This window comes from Streptomyces sp. NPDC006296 (assembly GCF_040613235.1).
Lineage (GTDB): Bacteria > Actinomycetota > Actinomycetes > Streptomycetales > Streptomycetaceae > Streptomyces.
Genome location: NZ_JBEXRT010000008.1, coordinates 130,280 through 148,474, shown reverse-complemented (window position 1 = coordinate 148,474; position 18,195 = coordinate 130,280). Strand labels below are relative to the sequence as shown.

The window sequence follows — 18,195 nt, the reverse complement described above, 5'->3', positions numbered from 1 at the left end:
TGACTGGAGGCAGCCATGATCATCATCGGAGCCATCCTTCTGATTCTCGGCCTGGTGACAGGGCTCGGGATTCTGTGGACCATCGGGATCATCCTTCTGGTGATCGGGCTCGCTCTGTGGGTCCTGGGAGCGGTGGGGCACGCCGTCGGCGGCCGTCGCCACTACTGGTGAATCCCGCGTCGGGTCCGTACGAGGCGGGGGCGACCGGGTGCAGCCGCGGCTCATGGCGGCGTTCCCGCGCGGGACGGCCGGTCCCCGCACCTCCCCGATGAGGCGCCCGCGACGTGAGGCACGCCGCGGACGCCTCGTCCGGAACACCCGCGGTGGGCCACGGGCCCGGAGGCTGTGCGCCGGACCGGCGTCACGCGATCACGGTGGGCCCCAGGGCGCGGCGTGCGGTGCGGTGGGCGTCACCCATGGGCCGGACGCACGTCCTGGGCAGCGGCGTGACCTCCGCCTGCTCCTGTCGCCGGATCCATGCGGCCCGGCGGGCAAGCGCGTCAGGCGGGCATCAGGCGCGTCGGCAGACCGGCGTCCGCAGTCCGCCGGGTGATCGATTGGCGGTGCCGTCCGGGCCGTCCTAACGTCGACGAGTGACTGTTTTCGTCCACTTTCGTACTGCGTGGCATCGAGCACCATGACTGGATCCCGAGCGAAATCCGCGCCGACTGCCGATTCCCCGGAGCGGGGACACGGCAAGGGCATCGCGCTGCTCATCATCGCCTCGTGCCAGCTGATGGTGGTCCTCGACATCACCATCGTGAACATCGCCCTGCCGCACATCCAGTCCTCGCTCGGCTTTTCGACCGAGAGCCTGTCGTGGGTGATCAACGCCTACACCCTGACGTTCGGCGGCCTCCTCCTGCTGGGCGGACGGCTCGGCGACATCCTCGGGCGACGCAGGGTGTTCGTCTTCGGCGTGCTGCTCTTCGTGCTGGCCTCCCTGCTGGGCGGGCTCTCCCAGGAGTCGTGGCAACTGCTCGCGTCGCGTTCCCTCCAGGGCGTCGGGGGAGCGATCGCCTCGCCGACCGCGCTCTCCCTCATCACCACGACCTTCCGGGAGGGGCCCGAACGCAACCGCGCGTTCGGTGTGTTCGCCGCGGTCTCCGCGGGCGGCAGCGCGATCGGCCTGCTCGCCGGCGGTGTCCTGGTGGAGTGGCTCGACTGGCGCTGGGTGTTCTTCGTCAATGTGCCGATCGGCCTGCTGATCGCCTTCGCGACGCCCCGGTTCATCAGGGAGTCCGAGCGCCATCCCGGCCACTTCGACCTGCTGGGCGCGCTCACCTCCACCGTCGGCATGGTGCTGCTCGTCTACGGCTTCATCCGCGCCTCCGAGAAGGGGTGGACCAACGCCCTGACCCTGGGGGCCTTCGCGGGCGCCGTGGTGTTCATGGCCGTCTTCGTGACCGTCGAGCGCCGTTCGCGACAGCCCATCACACCGCTGCACATGTTCCGCGACCGCAACCGTGCCGGGAGCTACGGGATGATGCTGAGCCTGGCCGCGGCCATGTTCGGCATGTTCTTCTTCCTGACCCTCTTCGTGCAGGACGTCCTCGGCTTCAGCCCGCTGCGGGCCGGGCTCGCCTTCCTCCCGGTGAGCGCCATCATCGCGGTCAGCGCCGGGTTCGCCTCGCAGCTGCTGCCCCGGTGGGGCCCCAAACCCTTCATGGTGACGGGCGCGGTCCTGGCAGCCTGCGGTCTCGCCTGGCTCACGCGGACCGATGTCGACAGCACCTACCTCGGCAGCATCCTCGGGCCGCTCCTGGTCTTCGGCTCCGGCATGGGCATGCAGTTCGTGTCCCTCACCCTGATGGCCGTCTCCGGCGTCGAGCCGAGGGAGGCGGGAGCGGCGTCCGGCATCCTCAACGCGACCCAGCAGGTGGGCGGTTCCCTGGGGCTGTCCATCCTGGTCACGGTCTTCGGCACGGCCAGCCGCAACGAGGCGACGGACCAGATCCCGCGCTTCCTGGCGCAGGCCACCCCCGCCCAGCAGCAGCAGTTCCGCCGGACGGGGCAGCTCCCCGCGCCGTGGGGCGACCAGGTACTCGCCTCCGGGGTGTCCACCGCCTTCGTGGTCGCGGCGGCCATCTCCGTCGTCGCGGCACTGATCGCGTTGTTCGTCATCCAGGTCCGCGCCTCCGACCTGGAACGCCTGCGCGGCGGAGGCGCCCCGGTACCGGGCGGCGCCCCCGGCGGGGACTCGGCCGGCAGCGGATCCGAACAGGGCGGCCGGGACCCCGGAGGGCCGTCCGGGTAGAGGACCGTCCGCCCGGTGCCGGAGGAGAGAGTCGGCGCCGCACACCCGGGTACGGCGTCAGGCCAGGTTGACGAGCCGGATGTACCGCGCCCAGTCCCAGTGCTCACCGGGGTCCGTGTGGTCGCTGCCCGGCACCTCGTGGTGGCCGATGATGTGCGCACGGTCCCTGGCCAGTCCGTAGCGGTCGCAGAGATCCGCGGTGAGCCGCGCCGACCGCTCGTACATCGGGTCGGTGAAGTACTCGGGCCGGTCCACCCAGCCCTCGTGCTCGATGCCGATGCTCCGGGTGTTGTGGTCCCAGTCGCCCGCGTGCCAGGCGATGTCCCGCTCCCGCACGCACTGGGCGACGAGCCCGTCGCCCGAGCGCACCACGTAGTGGGCGGAGACCCGCTGGGCCGGGTTCCGGAAGATGCCGATCGTCTCGGTGAAGGTCTGCTGTGCCACATGGATGACGACGCGATCGACCCGGCGGGCCGATGTCCCGGCGGACACCGTGCAATTGGCGTGGTGTGCGGGCCGCCACCGCGCCGCCGGATGATCCGCCTCCTCCGTCGGGGCGGCCACGGCACGCACCGAGGAGGGCAGGAGCGCCCCGGCGGCCGTGACCGCGGCACCCCGGAGAATCCGTCTGCGTCGCATCAGCACTCCCGCGGGTGGGATGAGTTCCGGTCCACGGCTCAACACGCACCGCTGCGCCGTGCGGTTCCGCACGGCGCAGCGGTTACGTCACACAGCCCCCGGCCCTCACGAGCCGGACGGTATCCCCGCCAGCGCGACCGCCGGATCGTCCTCCGCCGGCCCGGCCGGCACCCAACGGCCGCGCTCCTTGGTGTACGGCCACCACCGGCCGTCCCGCCCGTACCGCAGCTGAGCGTGCGAACCGGCCACGGTCCAGCGGTTGCCGGCCGCCCGCAACCGTGGCGCCTCGCCGTCCTCCCACGCCGCCGCCAGCCGGGCCCGGGCCCTGGCGAGCTCGTCCGGGCCGGGCAACTCGTCCTCGTCGCCGACGGCCAGCGCGGCGGCCCCGCCGAACCGCCAGGCCCGCACCGCGACGTCGAGTCCGGCCGGGGTCCGGCCCGAAGCCGAGGCGAGGCGCGCCACGAGCCGGGCACCGGGACGACCGGCGGCGGTGAGCCGTACCGCGTCCTGCGCCGGCGTCGGCTCGGCCGCCGGCGACTGCCGCTCGTGGCCGGCGGCGAGGGCCTCCGCCAGCAGGGCGAACGCCCGTACGGCGCTGTCCGCCGCCAGGAACTCCAGCCCCGCGGGATCCGTGCCGGCGGACACCGGGGTCTCCACGTCCAGTGCGGGCGGCGGGCCCGGTTCCGCGGGCAGCGGCGGAGGAGGGGGCAACGGCGGCAGCGTCTCCCGCGCCGCGTACGCCTCGTCGGCGCGCACGCCCCGCGGCGCCGGGGCGCCGGCCGGGTCCCCCGCGGGCACCTCGGAGTCAGGTCCCCGGACCGCACGGGCCGCGCTGCGCACCTGCAGCTCGTCCAGCAGCCGCCGTTCGCCGCGCCCCCGCAGCAACAGCAGCACGAAGGGATCCTGGTCGAGCAGTCGCGCCACCTGGTAGCACAGGGCACCCGAGTGCGGGCAGTGGTCCCAGGTCCCGCAGCCGCACTCCGGCTCCAGATCACCGATCCCCGGCAGCAGGTCGAGCCCGGCCGCGGCGGCGTCCTCCACCAGGTCCGGTGGCATCTCACGGTCGAGCAGGGCGGCGATGTGCCCGGACCGCTCGGACGCCATCTCCAGGAAGCGGTCCCACTCCTCCCCGCTCAGCTCCTGGAGCAGCACGTCACTGCGGTGCGCCGTCGCGTCCCGGTCCTGCACGACCGCCGTGAGCCGGCCCGGCCGGACGGACACCGCGCCGACCCTGCCCTCGCGTGCCAGCCGCCGCCCCTCCGCGAGCTGTCCGCCGTCCAGCGCCGTGTCCTCCAGCGCCTTCAGCCAGGCCCGTCCCCACCACGACGTGGCGAAACCGCGTCCCCGGGCCGGCGGCAGCGCGGCGAACACGCGCTCCCGCTCGTGGTCCTCGTTCATCGTGCGCCCCCTCGCAGCTCGACCAGTTCGGCCAGTTCCGCGTCGCTCAGTTCGGTCAGTGCCGCCTCGCCGCCGCTCAGGACCGCGTCCGCGAGCCCCTGTTTCCGGGCCAGCATGGCGGCGATCCGGTCCTCCACGGTGCCCTCGGCGATCAGCCGGTGCACCTGCACCGGCCGGGTCTGGCCGATCCGGTGGGCGCGGTCGGTGGCCTGGGCCTCGACCGCCGGGTTCCACCAGCGGTCGAAGTGCACGACGTGCCCCGCCCGGGTCAGGTTGAGCCCGGTACCCGCCGCCTTGAGCGACAGCAGGAACACCGGGGCCTCACCGGCCTGGAAGCGGTTCACCATGGCCTCCCGTTCGGCGACCGGGGTACCGCCGTGCAGGCACTGGGTGACCGTCCCCCGCGCCGCCAGGTGCCGCTCCAGCAGCCGCGCCATCTGCACGTACTGGGTGAACACCAGCACGCTCGCGCCCTCGGCCAGGATCGTGTCGAGCAGTTCGTCCAGCAGCTCCACCTTCCCCGACCGGTCCGCGATCCGGGGATGCTCCTCCTTGAGGTACTGCGCCGGGTGGTTGCAGATCTGCTTGAGCGCCGTCAGCAGCTTCATGACCAGCCCGCGCCGCGCGAAACCGTCGGCGCCGGAGATCTCGTCGAGCGTCTCGCGCACCACCGCCTCGTAGAGACCGGCCTGCTCCGCCGTCAGTGTCACCGCGCGGTCGGTCTCCGTCTTCGGCGGGAGCTCCGGAGCGATGCCGGGGTCGGACTTCCGGCGCCGGAGGAGGAAGGGGCGCAGGAGCGAGGCGAGCCGCTCGGCCGCGGCGGGGTCCGCGCCGCCCTCCACCGCGTTCGCGTAGCGGGTACGGAAGGTGCCGAGCCGGCCCAGCAGTCCCGGGGTCGTCCAGTCCAGGATCGCCCACAGCTCGGAGAGGTTGTTCTCGACCGGGGTGCCGGTCAGGGCGACGCGCGCCTTCGCGCCCACGGTGCGCAGCTGCCGGGCGCTCGCCGAGTGCGGGTTCTTGACGTGCTGCGCCTCGTCGGCGACGACCAGGCCCCAGGACGTCCGGGCCAGCCGCGCCGCGTCGAGCCGCATCGTGCCGTAGGTGGTGAGGACGAACTCGCCGTCCGCCAGGCCCTCCAGGGAGCGCGAGCCGCCGTGGAAGCGGCGCACCGGGGTGCCCGGCGCGAAGCGTTCGATCTCCCGCTGCCAGTTGCCCATGAGGGAGGTGGGGCACACCACGAGCGTGGGGCCCGCAGCGGACGGGACGCCCTGCCGGTGCAGATGCAGCGCGATCAGTGTGATCGTCTTGCCGAGTCCCATGTCGTCGGCGAGGCAGCAGCCCAGGCCCAGTGAGGTCATGGTGTGCAGCCAGTTCAGGCCGCGCGTCTGGTAGTCGCGCAGGACGGCGTCGAGGGCGGCCGGCGGGCCGACCGGCCGACCGGCCCCCGACTCCGGATCGGCGATCCGCGCGCGCAGTTCCTCCAGCCAGCCCGTCGCGGAGACCTCCACCCGGCGGCCGTCGACCTCGGTGGACCCGGTCAGCACGGCCCCCAGGGCGTCGACGGGGGTGACCTTGCGGTCCAGGGACCGGCGGGCACGCCGGGCGTCCTCCGGATCGACGAGCACCCACTGGTCCCGCAGCCTGACCAGCGGTCTGCCCGCCTCGGCCAAACGGTCGAGCTCGGCCCGGCTCAGCTGCCGCCCGCCGAGCGCGAACCGCCAGTCGAACGCCAGCAGCGCGTCCGCCGACAGACGGACGGAATGCCGGACCCGGTCCGTGTGCCGTCCGCGGCACCGTCCTCCTGTGGACCGACGACCGCCCGTGCGGTGAGCTTCCGTGCGAGCTCCTTGGGCCAGTGCACCCGCATCCCGGTCGCCGCGAGTGCCCTGCCCGCCGCACCCAGCAGCTCGGCGATCTCCTCGTCCGCGGGCTCGACGGCGTCCGGGACGGGGGCCGACAGCAGGGGCGCCAGCGGCGGCCAGGCCCGGGCGGCGCGCCGCAGGGCGAGCAGGGCGTCCATCCGTGCGCGCGGGCCGAAGGCCGCCGGTGAACGGCCGGCCCACACGTCCGCCGCGTCGGCGACCAGCGCGGGGTCCTGGACGCTGTGGATCTGCAGGACCGCGCGGAAGGAGGGCGCGCCCTCCTCGGCGTCCCGGGCGTCGCCGAGCCCCGAGACCTCCACCCGCAGCGAGAGCCGCACCCCCGCGTCGTGGCCTGCGGCCACGTCGGCGGCCCACGGACGCAGATGCGGCAGATGCCGGGCGGCCCGTGCGGCGAACGCCGGTCCGCCCGTGACCGACCCGGCCGCCGGCGTGCGGGGCAGACCGTCCGTCACCGCGTCGAGGAACGACCGCAGCAGCGGTTCCGGCTCGGGCAGCAGCAGGGGCATGGCCGCCGCGTCGAGCGGCACCGCGTGGGCCTCCGGCGGCATGGACGCGGCCAGGGCCCGGATGCGTTCGAGGTCGTCCGGGGTCAGCGCGCCGGCACGCCAGGCATCGTGGTCCGCGGCGCTCAGGCCGGGCAGCAGCAGCCCGCGCGCGACGAGTTGGAGCGCGAGGACGCCTGCCGCACCCCAGAACGCCGTGGAGGGCGAGGCACGGCTGCCGGTCCTGGCCCGGGTCAGCACCGGGAGCGCGTCCCGTACGGGCATCAGCAACGCCGGGACCGTGTGCGGGCGGATGTCGCTGCCGACCACCGTCAGGTCCGCCCGGCTCGCCTCCGTGCCGTACTTCTCCGCCGCCCCGGCGGGGCTGCCCGCACCGCCGGGGGGAGTGCCGCCGTCCGGGTTCCAGAACGCGATCCGGCCGGTACGGGCCGGGTCCGCGGGGAGGAAGACCGCGGAGCAGCGGGACAGTTCGGAGATCTCGTCGGGCGTTGCCGCGGGGAGCCTGTGCACAGCGATGTCGGATTCCTCAAATTTGACTAGTGGGTCCGGGGCCGCCGAGGGTACCCCACCCGCGGCCCGTTCCGGGAGCACCGCCCAGCCTGCCCACCCGCCCTCCGCCCGATCCTGCCGCCGGGAACCGGCAGGGGACTTCAGAGCCGCCCGAGGGTCTTCGAGGTCCTCGGCGGCCAGGAGGTGCGGTCCGCACCACCATCCGGGACGGGGGATTCCCCCCCCCGCACGGCCGGGGTGTTGGCGCCATGGCCGCCACGGCCCCGCCCTTCGTACGTTTGTCGAGGTCAGCGCAGATGCCGAGACACCGGAGACCTCATGCCCCAGGCGGTAGCAGCCACCGCTGCGCAACACGCACGCGACGGATCGGAGAGCCCGGGGAGCCCGCAGGCCCCCGGCAGTGACTTCGCTCCGCTCCTCAGGGCCGTCAGGGAGCAGGGACTCCTGGAGCGGCGCACCGGCCGGTACGCCCTGGGGGCGGCCGCCGACCTGGCGGCCCTGGGAGCCGTCGTCACCGGCATGTTCGTCCTCGGCGACACCTGGTGGACCCTGCTCCTCGCCGTGCCGCTGGCCGTCCTGTGGGCCCGTACGGCGTTCTACGGACACGACGCCTGCCACGCGCAGATGTCCGCGGGTCGGCCGGATCCTCGGACTCGTCCACGCCGATCTGCTCCTCGGCATGAACGCGGCCTGGTGGAACGACAAGCACGTCCGCCACCACGCCAACCCGAACCACGTGGACAAGGACCCCGACGTCGGGGTCGGCGCGCTGGTGTGGACCCGGAAGCAGGCCGCCCGGCGCGAAGGACTCGCCCGCCTGCTCACCCGCAACCAGGCGCGCCTGTTCTTCCCGATGCTGCTCCTCGAAGGCATCGCCCTCAAGGTCCACGGCGTCCGCTTCCTCCGGAACCAGCCCGTCCGTGAGCGCGTCCTGTCCAGCCTCCTGCTGGCCGCTCATGCGGCCCTGTACGCGACGCTGCTCCTGACGGTCATGTCCCCGGGCAAGGCCCTGGCCTTCGCCCTCGTCCACCACGCGCTCTTCGGACTCCACCTGGGCATGGCGTTCGCCCCGAACCACAAGGGCATGGAGATGCCCGACCCCGACGGCGCCCCCTGGGGTCACCTGCAGCGGCAGGTCCTCACCTCGCGCAACGTGCGGGGAGGCGTGGTCACCGACTGGCTGCTGGGCGGGCTCAACTACCAGATCGAGCACCACCTCTTCCCCAGCATGCCCCGGCCCCACCTGCGGCTCGCCCAGCCGCTGGTGAAGGCGCACTGCGCGTCCCTCGGGATGCCCTACGCGGAGACGGGCCTCGTCGAGTCCTACCGGCAGGCGCTGCGGCACATGCACGAGGTCGGTGAACCCCTCCGGTGACCCCTGTGCCAGGCTGCCGGGCGTTCGTCCCGCGCGGCAGGAACCGACGGGGGCGCACAGGCGTTCTCCCCTCAGGAGCGGTTCCGGCCGCAGAGGAGGCACGGATCATGTCGAACGGTGCAAAGATCGCCATCGGAGGAGTCGTCGCGGCAGTCGTCCTGATTCCGTTCATCGGTTTCTGGTGGTCGCTGCTGGTGCTCGTCGGCGTACCCGTGATCGGGTACCTGATGCTCGACCCGTCACAGCGGCGCAGGCTCCGCAGGATCAGCCGTAAGGAGATAGGGCGCTGAACAGCACGGTCGTCGCGGTGAGCAGCAACGGTGTCCACTCCTTCACCAAACCGAACAAGGACAGTGTCACGCTCCTGGCCGGGCTGGGCGTGGAGGGCGACGTCCACGCGGGCGTCACGGTGAAGCACCGCTCGCGTGTCGCCCAGGACCCGACACAGCCCAACCTCCGCCAGGTCCACCTCATCGACCAGGAACTCCTCGGCGAGCTCGGGGACGCCGGGTTCGAGGTCGCCCCGGGGGAGCTCGGGGAGAACATCACGACCAGCGGGATCGATCTTCTCGGCCTCCCCGAGGGGGCGCTGCTCCGCCTCGGGGACGAGGCCGTGGTCGAGGTGACCGGCCTGCGGAATCCCTGTCTGCAGATCGACGCCTTCCAGGGCGGACTGCTGAAGCAGGTCGTCGGCCGGGCGGACGACGGCAGCATCGTCCGCAAGGCCGGGATCATGGGCATCGTCAGGTCCGGCGGGGTGGTGCGGCCCGGCGACGCCGTCGAGGCGGTGCTGCCCGCCGGGCCGCACCGCCGCCTGGAGCGGGTGTAGGAGCCACCGGCCGCACCGGCGCCGACCGCCCCGTCAGCGCACGCGCGGCGGAGCAGGCGGCGCAGCCGTCGGCCACCTCGACGCGATCCCTCGCTCCGCGCACCCGAGGCGTGGCTGTCCCGCACCAGGTCGTGCAGCCGGTGGCGCGCGTCCCGAGGACGCACGCGAGGCGGGGCCTGTGCGCGGACGGAGCCGGGAGAGCCGCACGCAGGCGCCCGCGCGGGGTGCGGGGCGCGGATGCTCCCCGCACCGGGCGGGTCCGCAGGCCCCGCCCGCGGGTGCCGTGCGGGGTCAGGAGGGCCGGACCGCCAGTGCGTCGAGTGAGTGCAGCAGCCCCGGCAGCTCGGGGCCGCGGTCGACCGGAATGACCTCTCCCGGCTCGTCGTCCAGCAACACGAACGCGATGTCGTCCGTCCTGGCCACCAGCGACCAGCCGGGCCCGTCCACCCGCAGGGTGCGCGCGCCGCCCGGGGCGAAGGCGGAGCGTATCCGGCCGGGCGGAGGCGGAGCGCCGAGGTAGGCGGCGGCCGCCTCGAGCGCCCTGCGCACACCGGGATGCCCGCCGGAGCCGGTGGGCCGGGCCGGGCCCGCGTCCCCGGTGACTCCGTCCGCGTCACCGGTGGCCCTGTCCGCCCGGTCCGCGTCGCCGGACGAGGGATCACCGGACGGGCCGGACGCGTCCTCGTCCTCCGTCCGCCTCCGCCAGGCCGCCCACTGCAAGGCGATCTCGTCGGCCCCGAGGCGCCGTTGCGGAGGCCCCCACACCTCGGTGTCCGGCGGCGTGAGCGGCGCCGGATCGTCTCCGCCGGGACCGGGCGGCGGGTCGTGGGGTGCAGGGACCCCGGGTGCGGCGACCGCCAGTGCCAGCGGCCACCCCGGAAGCGCGCAGACCACGGAGCGGTCGTCGGGGGAGAGGTCGTACTCCATCCCGCAGTCCCACGCGGCGATGGCGACCGCCACCAGGGAGACGTCCTCGACCACGACCGTCCAGCGGGCGCCGCCGCCGTCCTGGCCGAGCACGAGGCCGTACCCGTCGGCGTACGGTTCGAGGCCGAGCGCGGCGCACGCGGCCACGTAGTCGTCGCCCAGCACACTGGGGAACTGCGCGGGCGTCAGCAGCACCGCGGTCAGCACGAACAGCGCGTCGTCGTCGGCGGCCGTATCGTCCGTTCCCGCCACAGAGCCCACCCTCGTCCCTCGTTCGTTCCCGCTCGCTCGGTCCGTCGGCGCACCCTAACCACTCGGTAACCTCCCCGTCGAGGCCCTGACGAGCGAGGACCGCCGGGTGACCGGAGGGCCGGAGGGGTCGCCGGCGTGCCGGGGCGCCCCGCGTCCCGTGGTGCCGGAAGGCGCGCCGGCCATAGGGTTGTGGCTCCGTCCGACGAGGGGGCAGCATGAGCCAGCGGTACGAACGACTCGGGCAGATCCGGCGGCTGGACCCGGAGCGGGACTTCCTCGAGATCTACCGGCTCACCGTCACCTGCGAATTCCCCTGGGACATCACCCGCGCTCTGGAACTCGCCCTCTACCGCACCTACGCCGTCCCCCGCATCGGCCGACTGCTGGCCCGGACGGCCGAGCTGACGGAGCGTTCGCAGAAGAGGTACGACGACACCGCACTCCTTCTCGACGCCGTCGTGGAGCACGGCTTCGACAGCGAGACGGGCCGCACGGCCATCCGGCGGATCAACCGGATGCACCGCAGCTACGACATCAGCGACGACGACATGCGCTATGTGCTGTGCACGTTCGTCGTCACCCCCAAGCGGTGGCTCGACCTGTACGGCTGGCGCCGGCTGTCCGGCCACGAAGTCCGGGCCTTCGCCGCGTACTACCGCACCCTCGGCGCACACCTGGGGATCCCCGACGTCCCGCACACGTACGAGGACTTCGAGCACGTCCTGGACGCCTACGAGCGCGAGCACTTCGGGTGGGACCCGGGGGCGCGCGCGGTCTCCGACGCCACTCTGGAACTGATGGGGTCCTGGTATCCGCGCCCCCTCGCGCCCCTGGTGCGCAGGGCCGGCCTCGCGCTGCTCGACGACTCGCTGATCCGGGCCTTCCGCTACCCCCGGCCCGGACCCGTCGCCCGGGGACTGACCCGCGGCGCACTGCGGTTGAGGGCGCGTGCCGTGCGGCTCATGCCACCGCGTTCCACTCCGCATCACGCCCGGCAGAACCCCGAGATCAAGGGGTATCCGCACGGGTACGAGGTCGCCCGGCTCGGCACGTTCCCCGTGCCGGGCGTGCGCGGCTGCCCCGTGCCGCAGCCCGGTCGCGGCGAGCGCGCGCAGGGAGCTCCGGACACCCCGCCGGAGTGAGGCGCGGACGTTGCGCCTGAGCGATTCCGGGCACCGGTCGGAGTGCGGCATGGGCGTTCCGTCGGAGCGGGCCCCGGGCACCCGCCGGAGCGGGGCGTCCGCTCAGGCGGTCCGCACGGCGAGTGCCAGGAACCGGTCGTCCTCGTCGGTGTAGGTGTCCAGCCGCCAGCCCGTGTCCGCCAGCAGCGGCGTGAGGCGAGGCCGCGCCCGGAGGTCGTCGTCCGCCAGGCTGCGGCCGTGCCGAGCGGCCAGCGCGGCCCGCCCGACGGGATGGAAGAGGGCGAGCCGGCCGCCGGGGCGCACCACGCGTGCCAGCTCGGCCAGCCCCCGGGCGGGATCCGGGAGGTGCGAGACCAGCCCGGCGGCGAAGACCGCGTCGACGGCCCCCGAACGCAGCGGAATCCGGGCCGCGTCGGCCAGCAGGAGTGCGCCGCTCGCCTCCCGTCCCGCTCGCCGCGCCGCCTCCAGCATCTGCTGCGTCAGATCCGCCCCGGTCACCGTGCCTCCGGGGCCGACCGCCTCGCGCAGGGCAGGCAGGGCGCGCCCCGTCCCGCAGCCCGCGTCGAGCACCCTGTCGCCGGGGCGAAGGCGGAGCGCGCGGACGGCTGCGGTGTAGGCGGGGCCGTCGTCGGGGAAACGGCTGTCCCAGCCTGCTGCCCGTACGGCGAAGAAGTCCTGGACGTGCGTGCGGTCGTCGGCCATGAGGACATGATCACCCGGTCCTCGAACGAACGGAACGATGCGGAGCGGGGTACGTGTCCGCGCCCGGCCCGATCGTTCGGAAACATCTCCCTGTCATATGTCAGCACTTTCGAAACCCGGCCTGATTCCGGTCCACCGGTGGCCTAACGTCATTGACACAGGGGGGCACTTGCACCACGTCCCCTTCGGCCGGCCGACCCTCGTGCCGGCGTACGCGCCGGCGACCGGCTCCGTACCCGGAGTGCGCCGTGCGGCGCGCACCCCCGGTGCCGGCGGCGGTTCGTGTCGTCCCCGGCTGCCGACGGCTGCCTCGGCACCGGCATCCGAACGATGCGCGCGGTCGAGTGCGCCGGGCGGTCGCGCGCCGCCCGGCTCCTGGACTCCGTCGGCCGAGCGGCCGGACCGGAGCGAGTGAGGGTGCGTTGGCGCGAAGCAACGCCCCCGGGGTGGTGAGGCGCTTGCCCGCAGGGGAGCGGTGCGCGAGGCTTGCGCGGAAGGCGGGGGGAACTGATGAACGGGGAGGACGAGCACATGGCGCTGGACCGGGGACTTGACTGGCTCCTTGACGATCTGACCAGCCGGGTGGAACACATCCAGCACGCACTGGTGCTGTCGAACGACGGGCTGGTGACCGGGGCGGGCACGAGCCTGGCCCGCGAGGACGCGGAGCACCTGGCGGCGGTCTCGTCGGGGCTGCAGAGCCTGGCCCGCGGCTCCGGGCGCCACTTCGGGGCGGGGAAGGCGCGCCAGACCATGGTGGAGTTCGAGGAGGCCCTGCTCTTCGTGACGGCCGCGGGGGACGGCAGCTGCCTGTGCGTACTCACCGCCGCCGAGGCCGACGTCGGTCAGGTCGCCTACGAGATGACCCTCATGGTCAACCGGGTGGGCGAGCATCTCGGAGTGACGGCACGACAGGATCTGGACAGCGTCTGAGCAGGGCTTTTCGCGGCTTGCGAGGAGTTGTCCACAGGCTCACCGCGTCACCCCTCCCGGAGCTACCGTGGTCACACGGAGTGTTCGAGCTCACAGAGAGTTCGTTCCGGCGGGGGAGGAAGAGCATGACGGTCGCGGAAGACACCCGAGCGCGCGCCGCGGGGGCGCAGGCGCTCATGTCCGCAGGACGCGCTGCGGAGGAACTCGCTCTGCGAAGGAGCGAGTTCGAGTTGGCCGTCCACCTGGGGCTGATCGGCGCGGAGCCCGCGGTGGACGGACGGAGGACCCGTTTTCGGCGGGAGGAGATCGACCGGCTGCGCGCGCGGCCGTCCTTTCCGGCGACCCTGCGGGACCGGGTCCGCACAGCGGGCACGGCCGAGGGCGCGGCGCTCCTCGGGATCGGCGTCCCGCGCTTCACCGGCCTGGCGCGCGTCGGCTGCTTCACGCCGGTCGCGTTCTGTCTGAACCGCTGTCGTGCGGTGGTCTGGCTCTACCTGGTGGACGACCTCCTCGCGTTCGCCGCGCGAGAACCGCACCTCCTCGCGGGGAGAAGTCCGGTGGGGATGCGAGCCCTGCTGGAGGCCGGCACCGACCGGCGTGCGCGCAACTGGCGTGCACGCAGGGTCGACCGCTTACTGAACCGCACGGAGGACCCCTGGGTGCGGGCCGCCCTGCAGTCGTCCGCTCTGGGGCCGGTCCAGCTCGCCGAGGTGGTGGATGATCCCCACGAGCGGGCCCACCTCGTCCGGATGACGCCCTCCCACACCTTCGGGCATCCGGGTTCCGTGGCAGGCAGAGAGGCGATGGCCCGGCTGGTCCGGGCGGACGACCCGGACGAGATCCTCTGGCGCCGGATGAACCTGGAGCGGGAGCTGGGGCGGGCACGCGCGCTCCGGCCCGCTCCCCGGCCCTGGCCCGACCCCATGCGGCGGCCGCTCCGAGCCAGGTCCTCGCCGTCCCGGCCCCGGCCTTCTCCGTCCGCCCGGGCCGGATCCCTCACGCGCCCCGGCCCCTGCGGGCGGCCGGCGCGAGGGAAAGGGTAATGCCGGACTGCCCCGGGAGCGGGCCATGGGGGTGGACGTCGCCGGACCTGGGCCGGGCGCCGCTCCGGAGGCTCCGGGCCGGCACCGGTTCGGGACCCGGCCGGGACGGCCCGTCAGGAGAACGCGGTGCGGGCCCGGTCGGAGAGCCCGGAACCCGATTGCACGAGGCCGGCCGCCCCTGCCATCTTGGCGCCCATGCTGATCAGGGAAGCCACGGAGAAGGACTGGCCCGCCATCTGGCCGTTCTTCCATACCATCGTCGCAGCGGGGGAGACCTTCACCTATCCCACCGACCTCGGGCAGGACACGGCGCAGAGCTGGTGGCTCCTGGAGCCCCCGAGCCGCACGGTCGTGGCGGTCGACGAGACCGGGACCGTGCTGGGCACGGCCAAGATGAACAGGAACCACATGGGCAACGGCGCGCACATCGCCAGTGCGAGCTACATGGTCGCCCCGGAGTTCTCGGGCAGGGGCGTGGGTCGCGCCCTGTGCGCGTACACCCTCGACTGGGCGCGGAAGGCGGGATATCGCGCCATGCAGTTCAACGCCGTGGTGGAGACGAACGTGCACGCCGTACGGCTGTACCGATCCCTCGGCTTCGAGATGACCGGGACCCTGCCCGAGGGATTCAACCATCCCGAACACGGCTATGTAGGACTGCACATCATGCACAAGTCCCTCTGAAGCACCCCCACGTCCCGCACCGGTGCACGACAGGAACGACTGCTTCCGGCCATCCTCAAGTGTCCGTGATGTCACAAGTCGCGGCGATTGAGGCACTGTTGATGCATGTTTGAAACGTGGGGCGGGTGCGCCACGGGGGGCCGGGGGCAGTACTGTGCGCCACACCGCCATACAGCGGTGTACTCATATGGAGGAAGAATCCATGACCATACCCAGGAGATCGTGGCGTGGCGCGGGAGCATTCGCGGCCGCCGCGGTGGTCGGCCTGGCCGGTGGGGTCATCTCCGCCGGTCCGGCTGCAGCTCACACCCCCAACTGGGCCGTGACCTGCTCCGAAGTCACGCTCAACCTGAAGGCCTACTCGGACAAGGCCACCAACGAGGTGACCGTCTCCGTCGTCGGTGGCGAGGACATCCTGGCCAAGACCGAGTTCGGCCGTGAATACAGCACGAGCACCCCGCTCCAGCTCCCGAAGCACGACAAGGAGCTGCAGGTCCGCCTCGTCGTGAAGGCGGGAGACAGCGACCGGTACTCCTTCGAGGACACGAAGACCGCCCCGGTGTGCGAGGACGACGAGACCCCGTCGACTCCTCCGACCGAGGAAGCGCCTTCGGAGGCCCCGAGCACGGAGCCGCCCGCCTCCGAGACCCCCGAGCCGAGCGCCACGCCGAGCGAGACCGCCACGGAGGCGGCACCCGCCCCCGCGGAGTCCAGCAGCAGCGCGCCCGACCTGGCCGAGACCGGTTCGTCGTCCGCCACGCCCGTCATCGGCGGAGCCGCCCTCGCGGTTCTGCTCGCCGGCGGCGGCATCCTGTGGTCCGTCCGCAAGCGCCGCGGCGTGCAGCACTGACGCGTCCGAACCACTCCGGCACGACGGTGACACCACACCGGCGGCCGGACGGGGGCGCATCGCACCGGTTCCGGTGCGATGCGCCCCTTCGGCGTCCCACCGGTGGTCACCCGACCCACCGTGCCAAGCCTCCGCGCCGGGCCTCGGTGCCACAGCCGACCGCCTGCGCCACCCTCCGTGCCAAGCCTCCGTACTACCCGCCGTGCCATGTCTCCGCGCGGCCCGCCCGCGCTCCGTGTCCGTGCCACTCGCCCGCACCGAGCTTCCGCGCTACGCCCCGGCCTTCCGCCTGCGCCACTCGCTCGTGTCAAGCCTCCCCGCCACGCCCGTGCGGAACGTTCGCGTCACTCGCCCGCACCGAGCTTCCGCGCCATGCCCGTGCCTTCTGCCCGCGCCACCCGCCCGCGCTCCGTGTCCCCGCTGCTCGCCGGTGGGCAGCGCTGCGGACGGGCTCCGCCGGGACCGCTCGCTCGCCCGTGCCTCCTCGGCCCCGGACCGCACTGTGCCGATGTGGCCCGTGATCCCGTGAAGCGCGCGGACCCCGTGAAGCCCGCGGACCCCGTGGGTCCCGCACGACTCCGGCCTCAGCCGCACGGCCGGCGGCTCGGGCCGATCTCGCACCACACGGCCTTGCCCTCCCCGCGGGGTTCGATGCCCCAGCGCTCCGCCACCGCGTCGAGGAGAAGCAGGCCCCGCCCGGAGTTCGACGTCTCGCCCGGAGTGCGCCGCCGCGGCCAGACACTCGACCGGTCCTGGACCGACAGCCTGATGCGCCGTACGGGCTCCGGCAGCACCTCCAGCGTCAGCACCGCCCCGCCCTCCGTGTGCAGCAGCACGTTCACCAGCAGCTCACCGGCGACCAGTTCGGCGTCGTCGGCCAAGCCGGCCAGGTCCCAGTCGGTCAGCGCCTGACGCACGATCGACCGGGCCTCCGAGAGCCCCTGCGGATCCGCCTGGTGGACGTACTGATGCAGCCGGGGCGCCTGTGGTGACCCCAGATCAGGACTGCGCCGCAGGACCAGCAGCGCCACGTCGTCGCCCGAACCCCACCGCTCCCACAGCCGGTCCGAGAGGTGGTCGGCCAGGGCCTCGGCGCCGTCGGGCCCCTCGCCCACCTCGTGGATCAGCGCGGCGATCCCCGTGTCGACGTCCGCCCCCGGTTCCTCGACGAGCCCGTCGGTGTACAGCACGAGGGTCTCCCCGGGCACCAGGTCGAGACGGGTCTCCGGGTACTCCTCGTCACGGAAGTCGGACGAGATCCCCAGCGGCAGGCCGCCGCGCACCTGGGGCACGCCGACGCGGCCGTCGGTGTGCCGGACCAGCGGTCCGAAGTGTCCGGCGCGCGCCACCCGCACCGCACCCGTGGCCAGGTCCACCTGCGCGTACGTCGAGGTCGCGAACCGGTCGGTGTCCAGCTCCGCGAGGAAGCGGGACGCGCGCGCCAGGACCGTGGCCGGAGGGTGCCCCTCGGCGGCGTACGCGCGCAGGGCGATCCGCAGCTGGCCCATGATGGCCGCGGCGTGGGTGTCGTGTCCCTGCACGTCGCCCACCGCGACGCCGATGCGGCCCCGGGGCAGGGTGATCACGTCGTACCAGTCGCCGCCCACCTCGCGCCCGCTCCACGCGGCGTGGTACCGGACCGCGATCTCCCCGCCCTCGATCGCCTGGATCCGCCGCGGGAGCATGGCCGACTGGAGACCGGTGGCGAATTCGCGCTCCTCGTCGAAGAGGATCGCCCGCTGGAGCGACTGCGCCACGATCGCGGCCAGTCCCAGGCACAGGATCCGCTCGTCCGCGCTGAAGGCGGTGCGCTCGCGGTAGAACAGCGCGAGCCCGCCCAGCGAGCGGGCCTGGGCGACCAGCGGAAGGTACGCCACTGCGCGGAACCTCAGGTCCCCGATGTGTGGTTCGAGCACCGGATAGCGCCGCACGAGCGCCCCGAGCGAGGTGATGAACCGGGGCCGCCCGCTGAGCACCGTGTCCCCGAGGGGGAGCGTCGCGTCCAGCCGACCCGACCCCAGCCCCTCCAGGACCTCCACCGAGTCACCGCTCAGCGCGATGATCCTGAGCATGGAGTTCTCGACCAGGCCCAACGCGAGCCCGTCGGCCCCGATGCCGACCAGGCCGCCCGGACCCGTGAGGGCCGCCGTGACGTCGTCGACCGTGACCGCGCGTGACATCGCGGCGGTGGTTCGTTCGACGATGCTCGTCTGGCGCCTGCGCCGCTTTTCCAGGTCCAGGACGAAGGCCGAATGGGTGACCTCGGCG

15 protein-coding genes and 2 pseudogenes are annotated in these 18,195 nt (G+C 73.5%); 11 read left to right on the top strand and 6 right to left on the bottom strand.

Annotated features, from left to right (window positions below; genetic code table 11):
• The first annotated feature begins 15 nt into the window (after positions 1-15).
• Together ABZ172_RS08300 and ABZ172_RS08295 are read left to right on the top strand one after the other, a co-directional pair.
• The gene (locus ABZ172_RS08300) at positions 16-171 is read left to right on the top strand and encodes a DUF6131 family protein (RefSeq protein ID WP_356881441.1); all 156 of its coding nucleotides are present in this window, start codon (positions 16-18) and stop codon (positions 169-171) included.
• Between the two features lie 466 nt (positions 172-637).
• Positions 638-2,257, top strand: a complete 1,620-nt coding sequence (locus ABZ172_RS08295) for an MFS transporter (protein WP_356881439.1) — start codon at positions 638-640, stop codon at positions 2,255-2,257.
• A 57-nt stretch (positions 2,258-2,314) separates the two neighbouring features.
• On the opposite strand, the gene ABZ172_RS08290 is transcribed toward ABZ172_RS08295, so the two are convergent.
• The 3 genes and pseudogenes from ABZ172_RS08290 to ABZ172_RS08280 form a co-directional block, all read right to left on the bottom strand.
• The gene (locus ABZ172_RS08290; protein ID WP_356881437.1) at positions 2,315-2,896 is read right to left on the bottom strand and encodes an N-acetylmuramoyl-L-alanine amidase; all 582 of its coding nucleotides are present in this window, start codon (positions 2,894-2,896) and stop codon (positions 2,315-2,317) included.
• Between the two features lie 105 nt (positions 2,897-3,001).
• Positions 3,002-4,294, bottom strand: coding sequence for an SWF or SNF family helicase (locus tag ABZ172_RS08285; protein WP_356881435.1), 1,293 nt, complete (start codon positions 4,292-4,294; stop codon positions 3,002-3,004).
• Positions 4,291-7,190 (bottom strand): annotated as a pseudogene (locus ABZ172_RS08280) (DEAD/DEAH box helicase). The gene ABZ172_RS08285 and the pseudogene ABZ172_RS08280 overlap by 4 nt, the downstream one beginning before the upstream one ends.
• A 318-nt stretch (positions 7,191-7,508) precedes the next feature.
• Between ABZ172_RS08280 and ABZ172_RS08275 the strand changes: the two are divergent.
• The 3 genes and pseudogenes from ABZ172_RS08275 to ABZ172_RS08265 all read left to right on the top strand — a co-directional run bounded on the left by ABZ172_RS08275 (position 7,509) and on the right by ABZ172_RS08265 (position 9,394).
• Positions 7,509-8,565, top strand: a pseudogene (locus ABZ172_RS08275) (acyl-CoA desaturase).
• A 107-nt stretch (positions 8,566-8,672) separates the two neighbouring features.
• A complete protein-coding gene (locus ABZ172_RS08270; protein ID WP_356881433.1) occupies positions 8,673-8,855 on the top strand; it encodes a hypothetical protein in 183 nt (60 codons plus the stop codon).
• A complete protein-coding gene (locus tag ABZ172_RS08265; RefSeq protein ID WP_356881555.1) occupies positions 8,852-9,394 on the top strand; it encodes an MOSC domain-containing protein in 543 nt (180 codons plus the stop codon). Before ABZ172_RS08270 ends, ABZ172_RS08265 begins: the two co-directional genes overlap by 4 nt.
• 291 nt (positions 9,395-9,685) lie before the next feature.
• Here ABZ172_RS08265 and ABZ172_RS08260 read toward each other — a convergent pair whose 3' ends face one another.
• Positions 9,686-10,573 (bottom strand): hypothetical protein, encoded by an 888-nt coding sequence (locus tag ABZ172_RS08260; protein WP_356881431.1) that lies wholly within the window; start codon positions 10,571-10,573, stop codon positions 9,686-9,688.
• A 215-nt stretch (positions 10,574-10,788) separates the two neighbouring features.
• Here ABZ172_RS08260 and ABZ172_RS08255 point away from each other — a divergent pair, with 215 nt between their 5' ends.
• Complete coding sequence (locus tag ABZ172_RS08255) at positions 10,789-11,715, top strand: oxygenase MpaB family protein (protein WP_356881429.1); 927 nt, start codon at positions 10,789-10,791, stop codon at positions 11,713-11,715.
• Positions 11,716-11,817: 102 nt separating this feature from the next.
• Here ABZ172_RS08255 and ABZ172_RS08250 read toward each other — a convergent pair whose 3' ends face one another.
• Complete coding sequence (locus ABZ172_RS08250) at positions 11,818-12,417, bottom strand: methyltransferase domain-containing protein (protein ID WP_356881427.1); 600 nt, start codon at positions 12,415-12,417, stop codon at positions 11,818-11,820.
• A gap of 531 nt (positions 12,418-12,948) precedes the next feature.
• Here ABZ172_RS08250 and ABZ172_RS08245 point away from each other — a divergent pair.
• The 4 genes from ABZ172_RS08245 to ABZ172_RS08230 all read left to right on the top strand — a co-directional run bounded on the left by ABZ172_RS08245 (position 12,949) and on the right by ABZ172_RS08230 (position 15,927).
• A complete protein-coding gene (locus tag ABZ172_RS08245) occupies positions 12,949-13,350 on the top strand; it encodes a roadblock/LC7 domain-containing protein (protein WP_356881553.1) in 402 nt (133 codons plus the stop codon).
• 125 nt (positions 13,351-13,475) lie between these two features.
• A complete protein-coding gene (locus tag ABZ172_RS08240) occupies positions 13,476-14,393 on the top strand; it encodes a DUF6397 family protein (protein WP_356881425.1) in 918 nt (305 codons plus the stop codon).
• Positions 14,394-14,588: 195 nt separating this feature from the next.
• Entirely contained in the window at positions 14,589-15,077 is a 489-nt protein-coding gene (locus tag ABZ172_RS08235) for a GNAT family N-acetyltransferase (RefSeq protein ID WP_356881423.1), read from the top strand.
• Positions 15,078-15,279: 202 nt separating this feature from the next.
• Entirely contained in the window at positions 15,280-15,927 is a 648-nt protein-coding gene (locus tag ABZ172_RS08230) for an LAETG motif-containing sortase-dependent surface protein (protein WP_356881421.1), read from the top strand.
• A gap of 584 nt (positions 15,928-16,511) precedes the next feature.
• Here the strand turns inward: ABZ172_RS08230 and ABZ172_RS08225 are convergent.
• On the bottom strand, positions 16,512-18,107 hold the full coding sequence (locus ABZ172_RS08225; RefSeq protein WP_356881551.1) for a SpoIIE family protein phosphatase: 1,596 nt from the start codon (positions 18,105-18,107) through the stop codon (positions 16,512-16,514).
• Here ABZ172_RS08225 and ABZ172_RS08220 point away from each other — a divergent pair.
• Entirely contained in the window at positions 18,101-18,187 is an 87-nt protein-coding gene (locus tag ABZ172_RS08220; protein WP_356881549.1) for a twin-arginine translocation signal domain-containing protein, read from the top strand. The genes ABZ172_RS08225 and ABZ172_RS08220 overlap by 7 nt on opposite strands.
• Positions 18,188-18,195: the final 8 nt, after the last annotated feature.